This is a genomic window from Cellulomonas sp. FA1 (genome assembly GCF_000986825.1).
In the GTDB taxonomy this organism is placed as follows: Bacteria; Actinomycetota; Actinomycetes; order Actinomycetales; family Cellulomonadaceae; genus Cellulomonas; species Cellulomonas iranensis.
This window is the reverse complement of the sequence record NZ_LBMY01000001.1, coordinates 1,955,173-1,971,884: the sequence shown is the minus strand read 5'-3', so window position 1 is coordinate 1,971,884 and position 16,712 is coordinate 1,955,173. Positions and strand designations below refer to the sequence as shown.

Below are 16,712 nucleotides of genomic sequence, written 5' to 3'. Positions count from 1 at the left end.
CACCCGGGGTTCACGTGCCGGTCGCCCGCTGTCGGCCTAGTCTCTGCCTGACGGCGCGTCGACGGAGACGTGCCCGGAAGGAGCGGCGTCGTGCGTGCGCAACCGCGGGCCCTGGTCTGGACGGTACGAGCCCTGCTGTCGGTGACGGGGTCGCTGCTGATCGTCGTCGTCGACGCCGTGCTCAGCCATCCGGTCCCCTGACGCACCTCGCCGTCGCGTCCCCGCACGAGCCTGACCTCGTCCCGGGTCCCGGTGACCCTTGCGGCGGCGTGCCGCCGGGTGCACTATTCCTCACATGGGGAAAAACGAGGGTGCGGCACCCGCCGTGCGGGCGCGCGGGCTGCGCGTCGTGCGGGGCGGGCGCGTGGTCGTCGACGGCCTCGACCTGACGCTGCCCGCCGGCCAGGTCGTCGGCCTGCTCGGCCCCAGCGGCAGCGGGAAGACGACGCTCATGCGAGCCGTCGTCGGCGTCCAGACCCACGTGACCGGCGAGCTCGACGTCCTCGGGCTCCCCGCCGGCAGCCCGGACCTGCGCCGCCGACTGGGGTACATGACGCAGGCGCCGAGCGTCTACGCCGACCTCACCGTCACCGAGAACCTGCGCTACGCCGCCACGCTGCAGGACGCGCCGCGTGGCTCCGTCGAGCGCGTGCTCACCGAGGTCGACCTCGCCCCGCACGCCCGCGACCTCGTCGCGACGCTCTCCGGGGGTGAGCGGTCGCGCGTGTCGCTCGCGGTCGCGCTGCTCGGCTCGCCGGACCTGCTCGTGCTCGACGAGCCCACCGTGGGCCTCGACCCCGTGCTGCGGCGCTCGCTGTGGGACCTGTTCGCGCGGCTGCGGGACGACGGCCGCAGCCTGCTCGTCTCGAGCCACGTCATGGACGAGGCGGCCCGCTGCGACCGGCTCGTGCTGATGCGCGACGGCGCGGTCCTCGCCGACGGCACGCTCGCCGAGCTGCGCGCCCGCACCGGCGCCGACGACGCCGAGGGGGCGTTCCTCGCGCTCGTCGACGCGGCCGACGCGGCGGGTGCGGCGTGAGCACCGCCCGCACGCTCGCGACCGCGCGGCGCGTGCTCGCGCAGCTCCGGCACGACCGCCGCACCGTCGCGCTCGTGCTGGTCATGCCGTGCGTGCTGCTGGGGCTCGTCGCGTGGATGTTCGACGGCACCGACGTGCTCGACCGGTTCGGGCCCGTGCTCGTCGGGTTCTTCCCGCTGCTCGTGATGTTCCTGGTCACGAGCGTCGCCACGCTGCGCGAACGCACGAGCGGCACGCTCGAGCGGCTCATGACGATGCCGCTCGGGCGTGCCGACCTCGTGCTCGGCTACGCGCTCGCGTTCGCCGTGCTGGCGACCGTGCAGGCGCTCGTGGTGGTCGCGTTCGCGACGTGGGTCTGCGGCATGCACGTCGAGGGGCCCGTCGCGCTCATGGTCGCCGTGGCCGTGCTCAACGCGGTGCTGGGCTCCGCGCTCGGCCTGGCCGCCTCCGCGCTGGCCCGCACCGAGTTCCAGGCCGTGCAGCTCATGCCCGCGGTGATCCTGCCGCAGCTCGTCACGTGCGGCCTGCTCATGCCGCGCGAGGCCATGCCCGTGGTGCTCGAGCGGGTCTCGCGCGGGCTGCCGCTGACGTACGCGGTCGACGCGATGCAGCACATCGCACGCGGCGCGGCGTGGGCCGACGTGCGCGGCGCGGTGGGCGCGATGGCGCTGTTCACGGTCGGTGCGCTCGTGCTGGGCGTCGCGACGCTGCGGCGGCGCACGGACTGAGCCGCCGGGGGCGCCGCCGGACGCGCGCCCTGCCCGGCGCGGCCCCGCCGGTCCGGCCCGTCGTGCCCGGCCCGTCCCGCGTCGCCGCGTCACCCGGCGAGCAGGGTGCGCAGCGCCGGGCCGAACCGGTCCGGCGCACCCGTCTGCCCGTACTCGCCGCCCAGGAACCCGCCGTGGTCGCCGGGCAGCACGGCGACGTCGCCGCCCAGCGCCGCCGCGACGGCGCGCGCGCCGCGCGCCGCGAGGTTCTCGCCCGACTCCTCGCCCACGGCGACGACCACGCGCGTCGGGGCCGCGCGCAGCGCGTCGACCTCGATCTCGTACGGCGGGAGCGTGCGCATGTTCACGCCCAGCAGCGGGTCGTCGCGCGACCCGTCGTCGTCCGTCGGCATGCCGAACGCGGCGGGGTCCGGCGCCGGACGGTCCGCCCAGTCCTCCGGCACCGGGCCCTGGTACGAGACCAGCGCCACGAACGCCGCCATCGCGTGCCCCCAGCCGGCCCGCAGGTACGTCTCGTGCACCGCGCGCATCGCGGCGGTGGCGGCCGCCGCGTCCGGCAGCACCGACGGCAGCGGCGGCTCGTGCGCGACGAGCGTCGCGACGTCCGCCGGGTGCGCGGCCACCCACGCGAGCGCGTTGACCGCCCCGCCGCTCGACGCGAACACGTCGACCGGGCCCGCGTCGAGCGCCGCGACCAGCCGGTGCAGGTCGTCCGCGTGCGTCCGGGGCGTCGCGGGCTCCGCACCGGGTGCCGACGTGCTGCGCTCGACGCCGCGCGGGTCGTACGTCACGACGGTGCGGTCGGTGAACCACGAGGCCAGCGTGCCGAACCCGGTGGCGCCCATCGGCGAGCCGATGAGCAGCAGCGGCCGCGCGACCGCCGTCCCGGTGGCCTCGCGGAGGTCGTACGCGAGCACGGCGCCGGGCACGTCGAGCGAGCGCGTCGTGGGGGTGGTGCCGGTGGGCTGTCCGGTGGGCATGGCGGCTCCTGCGGGTGCGGTCGGGTGCGCGTCGAGCGCGTGCGAGGAGTGGACCACGCGCGCGGCCGGGAGTCATCGGGTGGTGCGCGGCGGGCGTCGTGAGCACGCGTGCCGGGGCTCCGGCGGCGCGGGTGAAGTGTGCACGCGTCGTCCCAGGTGACCGGTCCGGCACCTGGACGAGGGTCTAGACCCGCCTTGCCGCTCCCGTGACTGCGACCTACCGTCGTGATGACACGGCGACGGAGCCGTGCCAGGGGGTGCAGGGGACGTGCAGGTCCAGGGGCAGGGATCACGAGCCGTGACGTGGCTCTCCCGTGCGCTGCTGACCGTGCTCGGGGCCGCGCTCCTCGTGCTGACCGGCGCGGTCCTCGCGTCGGCCGACGCGCACGCGGCGGCGCCGCGGGCCGCCTCGTCCGACGCCGGGGGCCTCGGCTCCGTGCTCGGCGCGGTCGCCGACGCGGCCGACGGCGTGGTGACCCCCGTGGTCGACACCGTGGTGGCCCCGGTGACCAGCGGCGTCGTCGCCCCGGTCGTCGAGGCGGTCGCGCCCGCGCCCGCTCCGGCGGCACCGGCGCCCGCTCCCGCTCCGCCCGTGGCGCCCGCTCCCGCTTCGCCCGTGGCGCCGGTTCCGGCGCCCGCGCCGCCGCCCGCTCCGGCACCCGCCGCTCCGGCGTCGCCCGATGCGCCCGCGACCGGCCCGCTCCCGGACGCTCCGGCGAGCACCGCGCCCGACGCCGCGGCGCCCGTGGCCGAGCCGGTCGCCGACGCCCTCGCGGGCGTGACGTCGGCCGTCGGCGACGTGGCCGCACCCGTGACCGCGGGGCTCGCACCCGTGACCGAGGAGCTCGCGCCCGTGTCGGACGCGCTCGCGCCCGCGGCTGCCGTGACCGGCCCGGTGGGCGACGCGCTCGCCCCGGTGGGGGACGCGCTCACCCCGCTCGCGGACGCGCTCGCCCCGGTCGGTGACGCGCTCGCACCCTTCGGTGCACCGCTGGCCCCGGTGGGCGACCTGCTGGCGCCCGTGGGCGACCTGCTCGTCCCCGTGACGCGCCCGCTCGCGCCCGTCCTGTCTCCGGTGCTGACGCCGCTGGCTCCCGTCCTGACGCCGCTCGCGCCCGTGCTCGAGCCGCTCGCGCCCGTGCTCGGACCGGTGGTCCCGCTGCCGCCGTGGTCGCCGCCCGCGGTCGACCCGCCCGCGGTGCGACCGTCCGACCCGGACGCGCCGCCCTCGGTCGGACCGCGCGCCGCGTCGCCCGCGCCCGGCGCGGTGGTCACCGGCGCCGCTGCCCGCGACGACGCCGCGACGGCGCGCACGCCCGGTGCTCGCGTCACCGGCCCCGCCGCCCGGTCCGCGTCCGGCGCCGTGCCGCCCGTCCTCGCCGCGTCGGGGGTGGGGGCCGACGGGGCGAGGACCTCGGCTCCCGCGACGCCGACGCCCGGCACGTCCGACGCCCCGGCGGTCCCGCCCGCCGCGCCGGTCGGTGCTTCCGGTGCCGCCGCCCCGACCTCCCGCTCCACGACCGACGCGACCCTCGCGGGCGTCGTGGGCGCGGCGACCCTCCACCTGATCACCACCCTCGTGGCCCAGCACGACGCGTGCCCCGCGGGGCTCTCGCCCGAGGTCCCGCACAGCCCGGCCTGACCGGACCGCGCCGCACCCGAGCGTGCGGCACACGCCCATCCGCGCCCCGAGCGGGCGCTCCGGTTCTCAGGCAAGGAGCACGACCATGCACACCTACGTCCGTCGAGCGCTGCACACGGCGCTCCTCGCAGGCGGCCTCGTGGCCGCCGGGGCCGTCGCGGCCCACGCCGCCCCCTCGGACGGCGCCGTCCTCGACGTCGGCATCACGCTGGGCGCCGAGTCCGTGACCGGGGAGGGCGCGCTGCTCGACGTCCCCGTGTCCGTCCCCGTCGACGTCACGGGGGTCGCCGTCGGCGCCCTCGGCGACGCCGACGTCACGCAGCCCGCCCCGGCGCCCGCGGCTCCGGCGCCCGCACCGCAGGAGCCTGCCCCCGCCGCGCCCGCCGTCGTTGAGGTGCCGGTCACGGTGCCTGTCGACGTGTCGTCCGTCGCGGTGGGCGTGCTCGGTGACGGGACCGTCACCGGGACCGCGCCGCAGCCGGCCCCCGCGCCGGCCCCTGCCGAGCCGCAGCCCGCACCCGCTGCCGGGTCGGGCGACGACGCGGCGGTGCAGGTGCCCGTGACCGTGCCCGTCGACGTCTCCGGCGTCGCGGTCGCGGTCGGTGGTGACGCCACGAGCACCGGGGCGGGCACCGCGCCCGCCGGCCCTGCCACGCAGGGGCCCGGTGCGTCGGCGGAGCCGGACGGCGGGCTCGTGTCGGCCCCGGTCACCGTGCCCGTGGACGTCTCCGGCCTCGCGGTCGGCGTCCTCGGCGACGCGGTCGTGACGGGCCCTGCACCCGCACCGTCGCCCGCACCGGGGCCCGTCCCAGCTGGGGCCTCGGGTGAGGGCTCGGACGGTGCGCTCGTGAGCGTGCCGGTGACGGCGCCCGTGCGGGTCGACGGCGTGGCCGTCGGTGCGCTCGGCGACGCCGAGGTCACCGGTGCCGGCGCGCCGGGCTCGCCTGCGCCGGGCGGCGCGTCCCACGACGACGCCGCTGTGGCCGCGCCCGTCGTGGCCCCCGTCACCGTCGACGGCGTCGCGCTGGGCGTGCTGGGTGACGGCACCGTGACCCAGGTGGTCACGCCCGGTGCCGGCTCCGTGGAGCCCGGGGCCCCGGCGCCGGGCTCGGGCGGCGGTCTCGTCGCGCTGCCCGTGACCGTGCCCGTCGACGTCTCGGGCGTCGCGCTCGGCGTCCTCGGGGACGCGACCGTGACCCGGGCCGTGCCGGGTGCGGTGGACCCGACGGACCCGACGGATCCCACGGACCCGACGGACCCGACGGATCCCACGGACCCGACGGACCCGACGGATCCCACGGACCCGACGGACCCGACCGGTCCGAGCGGCCCCTCGGACCCGACCGGTCCTCAGGGTCCGCAGGGACCCGGCGGCCCGGCGGCTGACGGCACCGGCACGACGACCCTCGTCGGCCGGACCCTCACGCTCCCGGCCGCGTCGACCGCCCGGGCGTTCCCGGCCGTCGCCGCGCCGGCGGAGCGCGCGTCGCTCGCACGCACGGGGGCCGAGCTGTGGCTCGCCCCGCTCGCGCTGCTCCTGTTGACGGCGGGCGTCGCGCTGCGGCGCCACGCCGCCCGGGCGCGCGCGCACCACGTGGTGCGCGCCGTGCGGTGCAGCACGGTCCTCGCGGTGCCGCACCAGCGGGGCGCGACGGACGCGTCCTGAGCGGTCCGGTCGGCGGGGCGGGCGACCACCCCGCCGGCCGGCCACCGGTCGTGCGTCGCCGTCCGTCGGGCGGCGACGCACGACCGCGTGTCAGCGCGTCGCCTCGAGCCGCGCGCGCTCGGCGGCCACGTCGTAGCCGGCCGTGGGCCAGCCCAGGTCGAGGTCGGACAGGGCGCGGTGCAGCAGGGCGCTCACGGCCAGGCGGGCGTACCACTTGCGGTCGGCCGGCACGACGTACCAGGGTGCGACGTCGGTGCTGGTGCGGTCGAGCACGTCCTGGTACGCCGCCTCGTAGGCGGGCCGGCGCAGGCGCGCGTCGACGTCGGACGGGTCGTACTTCCAGTGCTTCTCGGGGCGCTCGAGCCGCTCGTGCAGGCGCGCGTACTGCTCGTCGGGGGACACCCACAGCAGGACCTTGACGATCGTGGTGCCCGCCGCGGCGACGCGTGCCTCGAACCGGTTGATCTCGTCGTAGCGGGCCTGCCACACGTCGGGCGGCACGAGCTCGTCGACGCGCGCGACCAGCACGTCCTCGTAGTGCGAGCGGTCGAAGACGCCGATGCGGCCCGCGGGCGGCAGCGCGCGTCGCACGCGCCACAGGTAGTGGTGGCGGCGCTCCTCGGGCGTCGGCACGCCGAAGGACCGCAGCGCGACGCCCTGCGGGTCGACGAGGCCGAGCACGTGCCGCACGATGCCGCCCTTGCCGGCGGTGTCGAGGCCCTGCAGGACCAGCAGCACGGACCGGTCTCCGCCGGTGCGTCCGTGCGCGTACAGGCGTTCCTGCAGGTCGGACAGGTCCTGCCCGATCGCCGCGAGCGCGCGCTCACCGGCGCTGCGCGAGCCGTCGAACCCGGGCGTGGCCCGTGCGTCGACCTCGGCCACGCGCGTCCCGGGCCGGACGCGCAGCAGCTCGACCGCGGCGTCGCGGTGCGTGGTCAGGTCGTCGGCCGCCGCGGTCGGGACGGACGCCAGGTCGGGGGCGTGCTTCCTCCCCGCCGTCGTCTCCGACGTCGTCGTGCCCGCCTTCGTGCCGGACGCCTTGCTCGCCTTCTTGCTCGCCTTCTCGCGCGTCGTCGTGCTCGACTTCTTGCCCGACGTCTTGTCCGACTTCTTGCCCGACTTCGTGCCCGACGCCTTCGCCATGCGCGTGCCCCTCCCTGCTGGTGCGGTCGCCGGGTCGACGCCGTCGCTCAGGGCCGCGCGGCGAACCGCTCGAGCAGGTCCGCGTGGCCGCCGACGATCACCAGGTCGTTGGCCGAGATGCGGGTCTCGGGCGTCGCGTACTGGAAGTCGATCCCGGGGGACTTCACGCCGATGATGGTCACGCCGTAGCGCTCGCGCACCTTGGACTGCGCGAGCGTGAAGCCCTGCGTCTCCTTCGGCGGGCGCATCTTCACGACGGTGAAGCCGTCCTCGACCTCGATGTAGTCGAGCATCTTGCCGCTGACCAGGTGCGCGACGCGCGAGCCGGCGTCGGCCTCGGGCAGCACGACGTGGTGCGCGCCGATGCGCTGCAGGATGCGCGCGTGCTCGCCCGAGATCGCCTTGGCCCAGATCTGCGGCACGCCGATGTCGACGAGGTTGCCCGTGATGAGCACCGACGCCTCGAGGTACGACCCGACACCGACGACGGCCACGGGGAACTCGCGTGCGCCGAGCTGCTCGAGCGCGTCGGGGTTGACCGCGTCGGCCTCGACGAGCGGGATCCGGCCCGACCACTGCGCCACCAGGTCGGGGTTGCGCTCGACCGCGAGCACGTCCTGGCCGAGCCGGTCGAGGGTCGCGGCGATCGCCGACCCGAACCGCCCGAGGCCGATGACGAGGACGCCGGAGTCCTTCTTGGGGGTGCGCGGTGCCGTGCGGGGCTCGCCGCCGCCCGCGCGCAGGCTGTCAGCCAATGATGGGTCTCTCCTCCGGGTAGCGGATGACACGACGACGGTTGCGCAGCGCGAGCGCCGCCGCAAGCGTCATGGTGCCGGTCCGGCCGATGAACATGAGCACGACGAGCACGTACTTGGCGGGCGTCGGCAGGTCGGCCGTGATGCCGGTCGACAGCCCGCACGTCGCGAACGCCGAGATCACCTCGAACAGCACGCGGTCGAGCGTCAGCCCCGTCATCGCCAGCAGCAGCAGCGACGACACGAGCACGATGGTCGCGGAGACGAACCCGACGGCGATGGCGACCTGCAGCGACTCGCGCGGGATCCGGCGGCCGAACGCCTCGACGTCGCGGTCGCCCCGGCCCTCGGCGACGATCGCGAGCAGCATGACCGCGAGCGTCGTGACCTTGATGCCGCCCGCGGTGGACGCGGACCCGCCGCCGACGAACATGAGCGCGTCGAGCAGCAGCCACGTGCCCTCGTGCATCTGGTCGACGTCCACCGTCGAGAACCCGCCCGAGCGCGGCATGACGCCCGCGAACAGGGACGCGAGCGCCGTGCCGCCGGGGTCGAGCGGCCGGAACGTGCCGGGGTTGGTCCACTCGAAGGCGGCGACGACGACCGAGCCGAACACGACGAGCCCGATGCTCGTGGTGATGGTGAGCTTGGAGTGCAGGCTCCAGCGGCGCGGCTCGCGCAGGTGGTTGGCGACGTTGAGGATGACGGGGAAGCCGAGCGAGCCGATGAACACGCCGACGATGATCGGCAGGAGCATCCACCAGTCCGACACGAACGGCGCGAGGCCCTCGGGCGTCGGCACGAAGCCCGCGTTGTTGAACGCCGACACGGCGTAGAACAGCGCGTGCCAGGCGGCCTCGCCGACGGCCTCGTTGTGGACGACGAGCCGCGGGAACAGCACGAGCGCGATCGCGACCTCGAGCACGGTGGACGTGACGATGACGGTCCGCACGAGCGACCCGACCTCGCCGAGCCGCGTCACCTTGGTCTCCGACGAGACGAGGAGGCGCTGCGTGAGCCCGATGCGCCGTGACACGGCCATGCCGAGCAGCGACGCGAGCGTCATGACCCCGAGCCCGCCGATCTTGATGGCGACGAGGATGACGACCAGGCCCCACGTGGACCAGTACGCGCCCGTGGGCACGACGACCAGCCCGGTGACGGTGGTTGCGGACGTCGCCGTGAACAGCGCGTCGATGAGGGGCGCGCGGCCGCCGTGCGCGGTGGCCCAGGGCGCCGACAGCAGCACGGTGATGATCGCGATGACGAGCGCGAACACGCCGAGCGCGAGGCGGGCGGGGGACTGCCGGGCGGACCGGTCGACGTACTCGCGCGCGCGCCAGAGCAGGCCGGGCCCCGCCGCCATCCCGCCTCCCGCTGTGCCTCGCGCGTGTGACTCACGTGCCCTCAGGCACACTCTGGCACGTGCCGGGGGCGCGCACGCACCGACGGTACGTGACGCGCGACGCCGGGGACGGGCGTGCCTCGTCCGTCCGGACGGGTGGCGGCACGGCCCGTCGGGTCGACACCCGCCCGGCGGCGGTGGGAGCGTGGGCGCATGACGGCCCCGGACGCGACGCGCGCCGCGTCCTCGACCCTGCGCGTCGTGTGGGCGACCGAGCTCCTCGCGTACGACTTCGGGTTCGGGCACCCCATGACCTCGGACCGCATCGACCTGACCGTCGCGCTCGCGGCCCAGCTCGGGCTGCTCGACGCGCCCGGGGTCGAGGTGGTCGGCGCGGAGCCCGCGTCGGACGCGCTGCTGGCGACCGTGCACGACCCCGCCTACGTGGCGGCGGTGCACGCGGCGGCCGAGCGCGGCGTGCCGGACCTGGTGCGCGGGCTGGGCACGCGCGACGACCCGGTGTTCCCGCAGATGCACGACGCCGCGGCGCGGGTCGTGCAGGGCACGGTCGACGCGGCGCTCGCGGTGTGGCGCGGCGAGGCGGACCACGCGGTGAACGTCGGCGGCGGGCTGCACCACGCGATGCCCGGTGCGGCGTCGGGGTTCTGCGTCTACAACGACGCGGCGGTCGCGATCCGGGCGCTGCTGGCGGCCGGTGCGCGGCGCGTCGCGTACGTCGACGTGGACGCGCACCACGGCGACGGCGTGCAGGCGGTGTTCTGGGACGACCCGCGCGTGCTGACGGTGTCGGTGCACGAGACGGGCTTCGCGCTGTTCCCGGGCACGGGGTACCCGGGCGAGACCGGCGGCCCGGGCGCGGAGGGCACGGCCGTGAACGTCGCGCTGCCGTCGCACACCGACGACGCGGGCTGGCTGCGGGCGATCGACGCCGTGGTGCCCGCGGTGGTGCGCGAGTTCGCGCCGGACGTGCTGGTCACGCAGCACGGCTGCGACACGCACCGCATGGACCCGCTCGCGACGCTGCGGGTGTCGGTCGACGCGCAGCGCGTGGCGGCGATGCTGCTGCACGACCTCGCGCACGACGTGAGCGACGGCCGGTGGGTCGCGCTGGGCGGCGGCGGGTACGCGATCCTCGACGTCGTGCCGCGCACGTGGACCCACCTGGTGGGCGTGGCGGCGCACCGGCCGGTCGACCCGGCGACGCGCGTGCCGCAGGTCTGGCTGGACGTGGTGCGCCAGCGGTACGGCCGCGACGCGGTGCCGGTGATGACGGACCACGCGAGCGCGTCGTTCCGGCCGTGGTCGGCGGGGTACGACCCGGCGGACGACGTCGACCGCGCGGTGCGCGCGACGCGCACGGCGGTGTTCCCGTCGCTGGGGCTGGACCCCGAGCTCGACTGAGCGGACATCCGTGGGGGGCGCGCGGGGCGAGCCGGCGGCCGGTCCGGCGGTGGCGTGCCGGTCCGTGGCGCGGATGGGTGGCGTCGGTGGCTGGGCCGCTCGGGTGCCGTCGTGCGCCGTGCGGGTGTCCCGGCTTTCCCATGCGTCACACGCGCCACTATCGTTGACACGGCACCCGGTTCTCGGGTGCGCGACGCCGGCGCAGGGCCCGGCCACCAGGAGGGCCGGGACATGAGCGACGCGCAGGGCGGGCCGCAGGGACGCGTGCGGTTCCTCACCGTCGTCGAGGTCGCGGACCTCATGCGGGTCTCGCGCATGACGGTGTACCGCCTGGTGCACGCGGGCGAGCTGCCCGCGGTCCGTGTGGGACGGTCGTTCCGGGTCCCGCAGGACGCGCTCGACGCCTACCTGCGCTCGTCGGCGACGGTCGAGACGCACGCGGTCGACGAGGAGCGTCGCTCGTCCTGACCCCGCGGCGCGGGCGCCCGCGCCGCCCCGGACGGGCGCGCGTCGTGCGGACGGCGACCGCCGTTCGCGGACGCGGGGCCCGATCGCGTAAGGTGGGGCCCCGGACTTCTGCGTGCGTGGGCGATCAGCAACGCGCACCGCGTCGATCGACCACCACTCACGGCTCCCGGGGCCGTGACCGGACACGAGTGAGGACCGCACATGGGCTCCGTCATCAAGAAGCGTCGCAAGCGCATGGCGAAGAAGAAGCACCGCAAGCTGCTGCGCAAGACGCGTCACCAGCGTCGCAACAAGAAGTGAGCCGCGCGCCGCTCCGGCGGCGCGCAGTGCACCCCGGGCCCGGTCGGACGACCGGGCCCGACGTGTGTCCGGGCACGGAAGGCTTCCCCGCGATCTCTACAACGATGTAGGGTGGCGGTCGTCTGCCACGCTGTGCGCGGGCCGGCAGCCCGACGCACGACGAGGTCGCGACGAGGACGAGGACGCACGTGAACGGACGACGCAGCGGTGCTGTGACGATGCACGAGGTGGCCGCACGGGCCGGTGTGTCCATCAAGACCGTCTCCAACGTCGTCAACGGCTACCCGTACATCCGCGACTCGACGCGCGAGAAGGTCGAGCAGGCCATCGCCGACCTCGGCTACCAGGTCAACGTCACGGCCCGGAACCTGCGGCGCGGGCGCACGGGTCTCGTCGGGCTCGCGGTCCCCGAGCTGTCGCTGCCGTACTTCGCCGAGCTCGCCGACTCCGTCATCCGCGCGGCCGAGGCGCGCGGCCTCACCGTGCTCATCGAGCAGACCGGCGCGGTGCGCGAGCGCGAGATCGAGGTGCTGCGCGGCGCGCGCCGCCAGTTCACCGACGGCCTCATCTACTCGCCGCTGGGCCTGGGGCCCGACGACGTGCACGAGCTCGACGGCGTCGACTACCCGCTGGTGCTGCTCGGCGAGCGGATCTTCGGCGGCCCCGCCGACCACGTCACCATGAGCAACGTCGAGGCCGCCAAGGCCGCGACGCAGCACCTGATCGACCAGGGCCGGCGCCGCATCGCGGTCGTCGGCGCGCACGCGGGGGAGACCGTCGGGTCGGCCGCGCTGCGCGTGCAGGGCTACGCGGCCGCGCTCGAGGAGAACGGCCTGCCGTTCGACCCGGCGCTGGTCGGCGAGGCGGGCCTCTGGCACCGCGCGACGGGCGCCGAGACCATGGCGCGCCTGCTCGACGCCGACCTCGGCATCGACGCGGTCTTCGGGCTCAACGACGCGCTCGCGCTCGGTGCGCTGCACACGCTGCACCTGCGGCGCGTCGACGTGCCGGGGCAGGTCGCCGTCATCGGCTTCGACGACATCGAGGAGACCGCGTACTCCTCGCCCACGCTGTCGACCGTGCACCCGGGGCGCGAGGAGATCGCGACCACCGCCGTGGACCTGCTGCTCGCGCGCATCGAGGCGCCCGACGCCGACCGTCCCTACCAGCAGGTCGTCGCGGACTTCTCCGTCGTCGCGCGCGCGTCGACGCTCGGCGAGCACGCCGCCGGCTGACGCCCTCGCGGGCCGTCCGCCGGCTCGCGGACCGGCGCGCCCCTCCGGGCGTCGTCGGGTGTCGCCTCAGGTTGCCGCGGCCACGCGCGCGTCGAGCCGGTCCAGCCGCACGTCGACGAGCCAGCCGGTGGCCAGCAGCGGCACCGCGAGGCCGCCGAGCACCGCGACCGGGGGAGCGACCCAGCACGTCGCGGCCCACACGACGGCCGCCAGCAGCACGGCGAGCGCCGTCCCGGGTCCGAGCGCCGGCGCGAGCGCGAGGAACCGCCACGCGGCGGGCGCGGGGTCGCAGTACCGCCGCAGCACCGCCGGCAGGTACGCGAGGACGACGAGCGTCCACGCGCCGACGATCCCGAGGCCCAGCCCGAGCGCGGCGCGCACCGGCCCGTCCGCGGCCGTCACGACCCACGCGTCGACCGCGAGCAGCGCGCCGACGGCCGCCAGCGGCGCCGCGACCACGTTCGCGCGCCGCCACCCGGCGCGCCACGCGCGCCAGAACTCCGCCCACACGTGCGGCGACGGGTCGCCCGCGGGCAGCCGCGCCAGCACGCGGCCGCCCGCGTCGAGCGCGGGCGCGAGCCCCAGCACCACACCGCCCGCGAGCGTGCCGAGCACGAGCAGCGCCTGCACGGCCAGCACGTGCGCGACCCACCGCAGGGCCGTCATGACCCCGGCGGCCCACCCGTGCGCGTCCACGCCCCGATCCTCCCAGCCCGCTCGTCCTGGTCCGGCCTACGCGGGGCGCGTCGCGGCGGTCACGCGGCCGCGGTCGTCGAGGGCCACGACGACCGTCGCGGCGACGTCGCGCACGGCGTCCCAGCCCGGGAACGCCACGAGCGACACCGCGGCGGCGTCGGACCGGCGGGCCGTGAAGCGGCCCGCGCCGAGCGCGCGCACGTCCGTCAGGTCCAGCTCCGCGGTCCGCGTGCGCTGCACCGCGGCCGGGTCGGCGCCGACGTCGAGCACCTCCCACGCGCCGTCGAGCACGGCCGGGTCGGCGGGCCAGGTCGACTCGTCGTCGACCTCGCGTCCCGGGCCCGCCCACGGCTGCGGCGACACCAGCGGCCAGCCGTCGTGCGTCCACACCAGGCGGCGCACCTGCACGCGGTGCCGCGTCGGGGCGTCCTCGTCGCGCACGTGGTGCACGAACGTCTGCCGGCCGGGGCGCCCCGGCGTCGCGGGCTCGGTGAGCACCGCACCGTGCCCCGGTGCGCGCAGCCCCGGCCCGCCGTCGAGGCGGTGGCCCGCGAGCACCACGGTGCCGGAGTCGGCGGCGGGCTCGCGCAGGTCGCGGCCGAGGCGGTCGCGGTAGGGGCCCGTGACGTGCTCGGCGACGGCCGCGCGCACGTGGTACGTCGAGAACAGCGAGTCCCAGGACGCGAGCATCGCCCACCCGCCGCCGGGCCGGGGGAGCAGGTAGGCGCCCTCGACCGCGCCCTCGACCTCGGGGGCGCGCCGGGCCAGCAGCGCGCCGGGCGCGGCGGCCGCACCGTCCGGGCCGGCGTCGAGCGCGAGCCCCGTGGCGGGGTCGAGCTCGACCGCGTGGACGCCCCCGAAGAACGAGCCGTACGCGAGCCAGTGCCGCTCGCGGCCGTCGCTCGTGTCGACCGCGTACGCGGCGTCGATCGCGTTGGGCGGGCCGTCGCCGTGCGGCGTGCCCGTCGCGTCCGCGGGCACCGCGGGGCTCGTCACCACGAGGCCGCGCTCGTGCCACGGCCCCGCGGGGTGGTCGGCGACCGCCAGGCCGATCGCCGAGCGGCGCGAGCCGAAGGACGACGCGGACCAGTACATGCGCCACTGCCCGCCCACGCGCACCACCTCGGGCGCCCACAGGCCGGCGGCACCCACGTCGACCGCGTCGCGCGGCACGCCGGGCAGCGCCCACCCGTGGAAGGTCCACGTGACGAGGTCGTCGGAGCGGCGCACCTGCACGCCGCCGCGCACCGGCCCGTCGGAGCACGCGTCCGTGGAGAACAGCCAGTAGGTGCCGTCGTCGTCGCGCACCGCGGTCGGGTCGTGGGCGTGCTCCGCCCCCCAGCCGGTGGTGTCCAGGACGTCCGCGGCCGGGTCGAGGGTCGTCACGGCGCTACCCCTTCGTGCCGGTGAGCGCGACGGACTCGATGATCTGCCGCTGGAAGACGAGGAACACCACGAGGATCGGCAGCAGCGCGACGAACGACGCCGCCATGATCAGCGGGTAGTCGCGCTGCGTGGCGTACTCGACGTTGAGGTTCGCGATGACGACCTGCAGCGTCTGCTTGCCGGGCGAGTTCAGGTAGAGGATCGGCGCGAGGTAGTCGTTCCAGATCGTCATGAACCACAGGATGAACTGCGCCGCGATGGCGGGCCGGATCATCGGCACGATCATGCGGCCGAAGATCGTCAGGTACGATGCGCCGTCGATCTTCGCGGCCTCGATGAGCGAGTCCGGGACGGTCTCGAGGTACTGCCGGATGAAGAAGATCATGATGATGTTGCCGAACAGCAGCGGCACGATCAGCGGCAGCAGGGTGTCGACCCAGTGCAGCCGCGAGAACATCACGAACTGCGGGATCATGATCGTCGGGTAGGGGACCATGAGGCCGGTCAGCAGGCCGAGGAAGATCGCGTTCTTGCCGGGCAGCCGCAGCTTCGCGAGCGCGAACGCCGCGATCGCGGACGTCGCCGAGCCGGCGATCGTCACGGTCGACGCGACGATGAACGAGTTGCGGAAGCCCGACAGGATCGGTGCCTCGTTCCACATGCGCACGAACGTGTCCCACTGCGGCTGGGCGGGCCACAGCACGGGCGGCAGCGCGAACACCTCGGCCTTGGTCTTGATCGCGGTCGTGAACATCCACACGAGCGGTGCGACCATCGCGATCGCGAAGACCGCGAGCACGACGAAGAGGATCACGTTGACGGCGCGCGACTCGCGCCGTGCGCCGCGCGCGGGGGCGGCGGTCCGCGCGGGCCGGCCGGCGCGCGGGAGGGCGGGGATGGTGGTCATGGCTGCGTCCCTCAGTCGATGCTGAAGCTGTTGCGCCGGTTGAGGCGGAACTGGATCAGGGTGATGACGAAGACGAGGATGCCGAGCACGACCGCCATGGCCGTCGCGTACCCCATCTGCTGGTAGCGGAAGGCCTGGCGCCAGATGTACCAGACCAGCGACGCCGAGCTGAACTCGGGGCCGCCCGTGGGCGTCATGATGTTGATCTCGGTGAAGATCTGCGCGCCCGCGATGATGTTCGTGACGACCAGGAAGAACGTCACCGGGCGGACCATCGGCATGGTGATCGCGCGCAGCTGCTGCCACCAGCTCGCGCCGTCGAGCGACGCGGCCTCGTAGAGCGAGGCCGGCACCGACTGGATGGCCGCCAGGTAGAGCAGCATCGAGTAGCCGAGGCCCTTCCAGATCATCATGAGGATGATCGCGGGCTTGACGGTCGCGGTGTTCTGCAGCCAGTTGGGGCCGTCGATCCCGAACCACGCGAGGACCTGGTTCACGAGACCGAAGTCGCCGTTGTAGGCGAACTGCCAGACGATCGCGATGGCCGCGAGCGACGAGATGACCGGCACGTAGTAGATGGTGCGGAACGCGGTGCGCCCGACGATGCGCCGGTTGAGCGCGAGGGCCAGCAGCAGCGACAGCGTCAGGCCGATCGGGATGCCGATCATGTAGAAGAACGTGTTGAACAGCGTCTGCCGGAAGTAGTCGTCGTTCAGCAGGCGCGTGTAGTTGTCGATGCCGATGAAGCGCATCGGCCCCAGGCCGTTCCAGCTCGTGAGCGACGCGTACGCGGCGAACCCGAGCGGGTAGAGCGTGAACAGCAGGTACCCGAGCACGGGCGGGGCGACGAACGCGAGCGCCCACAGGGCCTCGGTGCGGTGCAGGCGGTTGCGCTCGCGCCGGGTGCGCAGCGGGGGCCGGCCGTCGGCGGCGACGGTCGCCGGTGGGGCCGTGACGGCCTCGGGACGCGACATCGGGTGGGTCCTCTCTGGTGCGGGTC

16 protein-coding genes are annotated in these 16,712 nt (G+C 75.8%); 8 read left to right on the top strand and 8 right to left on the bottom strand.

The window, feature by feature from the left end:
- Positions 1-295 precede the first annotated feature (295 nt).
- Both GY42_RS08865 and GY42_RS08860 read left to right on the top strand, forming a co-directional pair.
- The gene (locus GY42_RS08865; protein ID WP_046529068.1) at positions 296-1,039 is read left to right on the top strand and encodes an ABC transporter ATP-binding protein; all 744 of its coding nucleotides are present in this window, start codon (positions 296-298) and stop codon (positions 1,037-1,039) included.
- The gene (locus tag GY42_RS08860) at positions 1,036-1,767 is read left to right on the top strand and encodes an ABC transporter permease (protein ID WP_046529067.1); all 732 of its coding nucleotides are present in this window, start codon (positions 1,036-1,038) and stop codon (positions 1,765-1,767) included. Before GY42_RS08865 ends, GY42_RS08860 begins: the two co-directional genes overlap by 4 nt.
- A gap of 89 nt (positions 1,768-1,856) precedes the next feature.
- On the opposite strand, the gene GY42_RS08855 is transcribed toward GY42_RS08860, so the two are convergent.
- Positions 1,857-2,747: an alpha/beta fold hydrolase gene (locus GY42_RS08855; protein ID WP_046530735.1), complete on the bottom strand. Its 891-nt coding sequence runs from the start codon at positions 2,745-2,747 to the stop codon at positions 1,857-1,859.
- A gap of 298 nt (positions 2,748-3,045) precedes the next feature.
- Here GY42_RS08855 and GY42_RS19370 point away from each other — a divergent pair, with 298 nt between their 5' ends.
- The gene (locus GY42_RS19370; protein WP_052748275.1) at positions 3,046-4,389 is read left to right on the top strand and encodes a hypothetical protein; all 1,344 of its coding nucleotides are present in this window, start codon (positions 3,046-3,048) and stop codon (positions 4,387-4,389) included.
- An 85-nt stretch (positions 4,390-4,474) separates the two neighbouring features.
- A complete protein-coding gene (locus GY42_RS19365; RefSeq protein WP_052748274.1) occupies positions 4,475-6,055 on the top strand; it encodes a hypothetical protein in 1,581 nt (526 codons plus the stop codon).
- 90 nt (positions 6,056-6,145) lie between these two features.
- Here GY42_RS19365 and GY42_RS08840 read toward each other — a convergent pair whose 3' ends face one another.
- The 3 genes from GY42_RS08840 to GY42_RS08830 are packed head-to-tail and all read right to left on the bottom strand — an operon-like array spanning position 6,146 to position 9,319.
- Positions 6,146-7,198 (bottom strand): PPK2 family polyphosphate kinase, encoded by a 1,053-nt coding sequence (locus GY42_RS08840; protein ID WP_236686751.1) that lies wholly within the window; start codon positions 7,196-7,198, stop codon positions 6,146-6,148.
- A gap of 47 nt (positions 7,199-7,245) precedes the next feature.
- Entirely contained in the window at positions 7,246-7,953 is a 708-nt protein-coding gene (locus tag GY42_RS08835) for a potassium channel family protein (RefSeq protein WP_046529066.1), read from the bottom strand.
- Complete coding sequence (locus GY42_RS08830) at positions 7,946-9,319, bottom strand: TrkH family potassium uptake protein (RefSeq protein ID WP_046529065.1); 1,374 nt, start codon at positions 9,317-9,319, stop codon at positions 7,946-7,948. Before GY42_RS08830 ends, GY42_RS08835 begins: the two co-directional genes overlap by 8 nt.
- Before the next feature lie 192 nt (positions 9,320-9,511).
- Here GY42_RS08830 and GY42_RS08825 point away from each other — a divergent pair, with 192 nt between their 5' ends.
- The 4 genes from GY42_RS08825 (at position 9,512) to GY42_RS08815 (ending at position 12,723) form a co-directional block, all read left to right on the top strand.
- A complete protein-coding gene (locus GY42_RS08825) occupies positions 9,512-10,720 on the top strand; it encodes an acetoin utilization protein AcuC (RefSeq protein WP_046529064.1) in 1,209 nt (402 codons plus the stop codon).
- Between the two features lie 231 nt (positions 10,721-10,951).
- Complete coding sequence (locus GY42_RS08820) at positions 10,952-11,188, top strand: helix-turn-helix domain-containing protein (RefSeq protein ID WP_046529063.1); 237 nt, start codon at positions 10,952-10,954, stop codon at positions 11,186-11,188.
- Positions 11,189-11,389: 201 nt separating this feature from the next.
- The gene (locus tag GY42_RS18610) at positions 11,390-11,488 is read left to right on the top strand and encodes a 30S ribosomal protein bS22 (protein ID WP_003792170.1); all 99 of its coding nucleotides are present in this window, start codon (positions 11,390-11,392) and stop codon (positions 11,486-11,488) included.
- Positions 11,489-11,706: 218 nt separating this feature from the next.
- The gene (locus GY42_RS08815; protein ID WP_046530731.1) at positions 11,707-12,723 is read left to right on the top strand and encodes a LacI family DNA-binding transcriptional regulator; all 1,017 of its coding nucleotides are present in this window, start codon (positions 11,707-11,709) and stop codon (positions 12,721-12,723) included.
- Between the two features lie 66 nt (positions 12,724-12,789).
- On the opposite strand, the gene GY42_RS08810 is transcribed toward GY42_RS08815, so the two are convergent.
- From GY42_RS08810 to GY42_RS08795, 4 genes are read right to left on the bottom strand one after another with little or no spacing between them, the layout of a single operon-like run.
- Entirely contained in the window at positions 12,790-13,419 is a 630-nt protein-coding gene (locus GY42_RS08810) for a YesL family protein (RefSeq protein WP_046529062.1), read from the bottom strand.
- A gap of 36 nt (positions 13,420-13,455) precedes the next feature.
- Positions 13,456-14,805, bottom strand: a complete 1,350-nt coding sequence (locus GY42_RS08805) for an arabinan endo-1,5-alpha-L-arabinosidase (RefSeq protein ID WP_046529061.1) — start codon at positions 14,803-14,805, stop codon at positions 13,456-13,458.
- A 4-nt stretch (positions 14,806-14,809) separates the two neighbouring features.
- Positions 14,810-15,712 (bottom strand): carbohydrate ABC transporter permease, encoded by a 903-nt coding sequence (locus GY42_RS08800; protein WP_082131429.1) that lies wholly within the window; start codon positions 15,710-15,712, stop codon positions 14,810-14,812.
- 11 nt (positions 15,713-15,723) lie between these two features.
- Entirely contained in the window at positions 15,724-16,686 is a 963-nt protein-coding gene (locus tag GY42_RS08795) for a carbohydrate ABC transporter permease (RefSeq protein WP_082131428.1), read from the bottom strand.
- Positions 16,687-16,712: the final 26 nt, after the last annotated feature.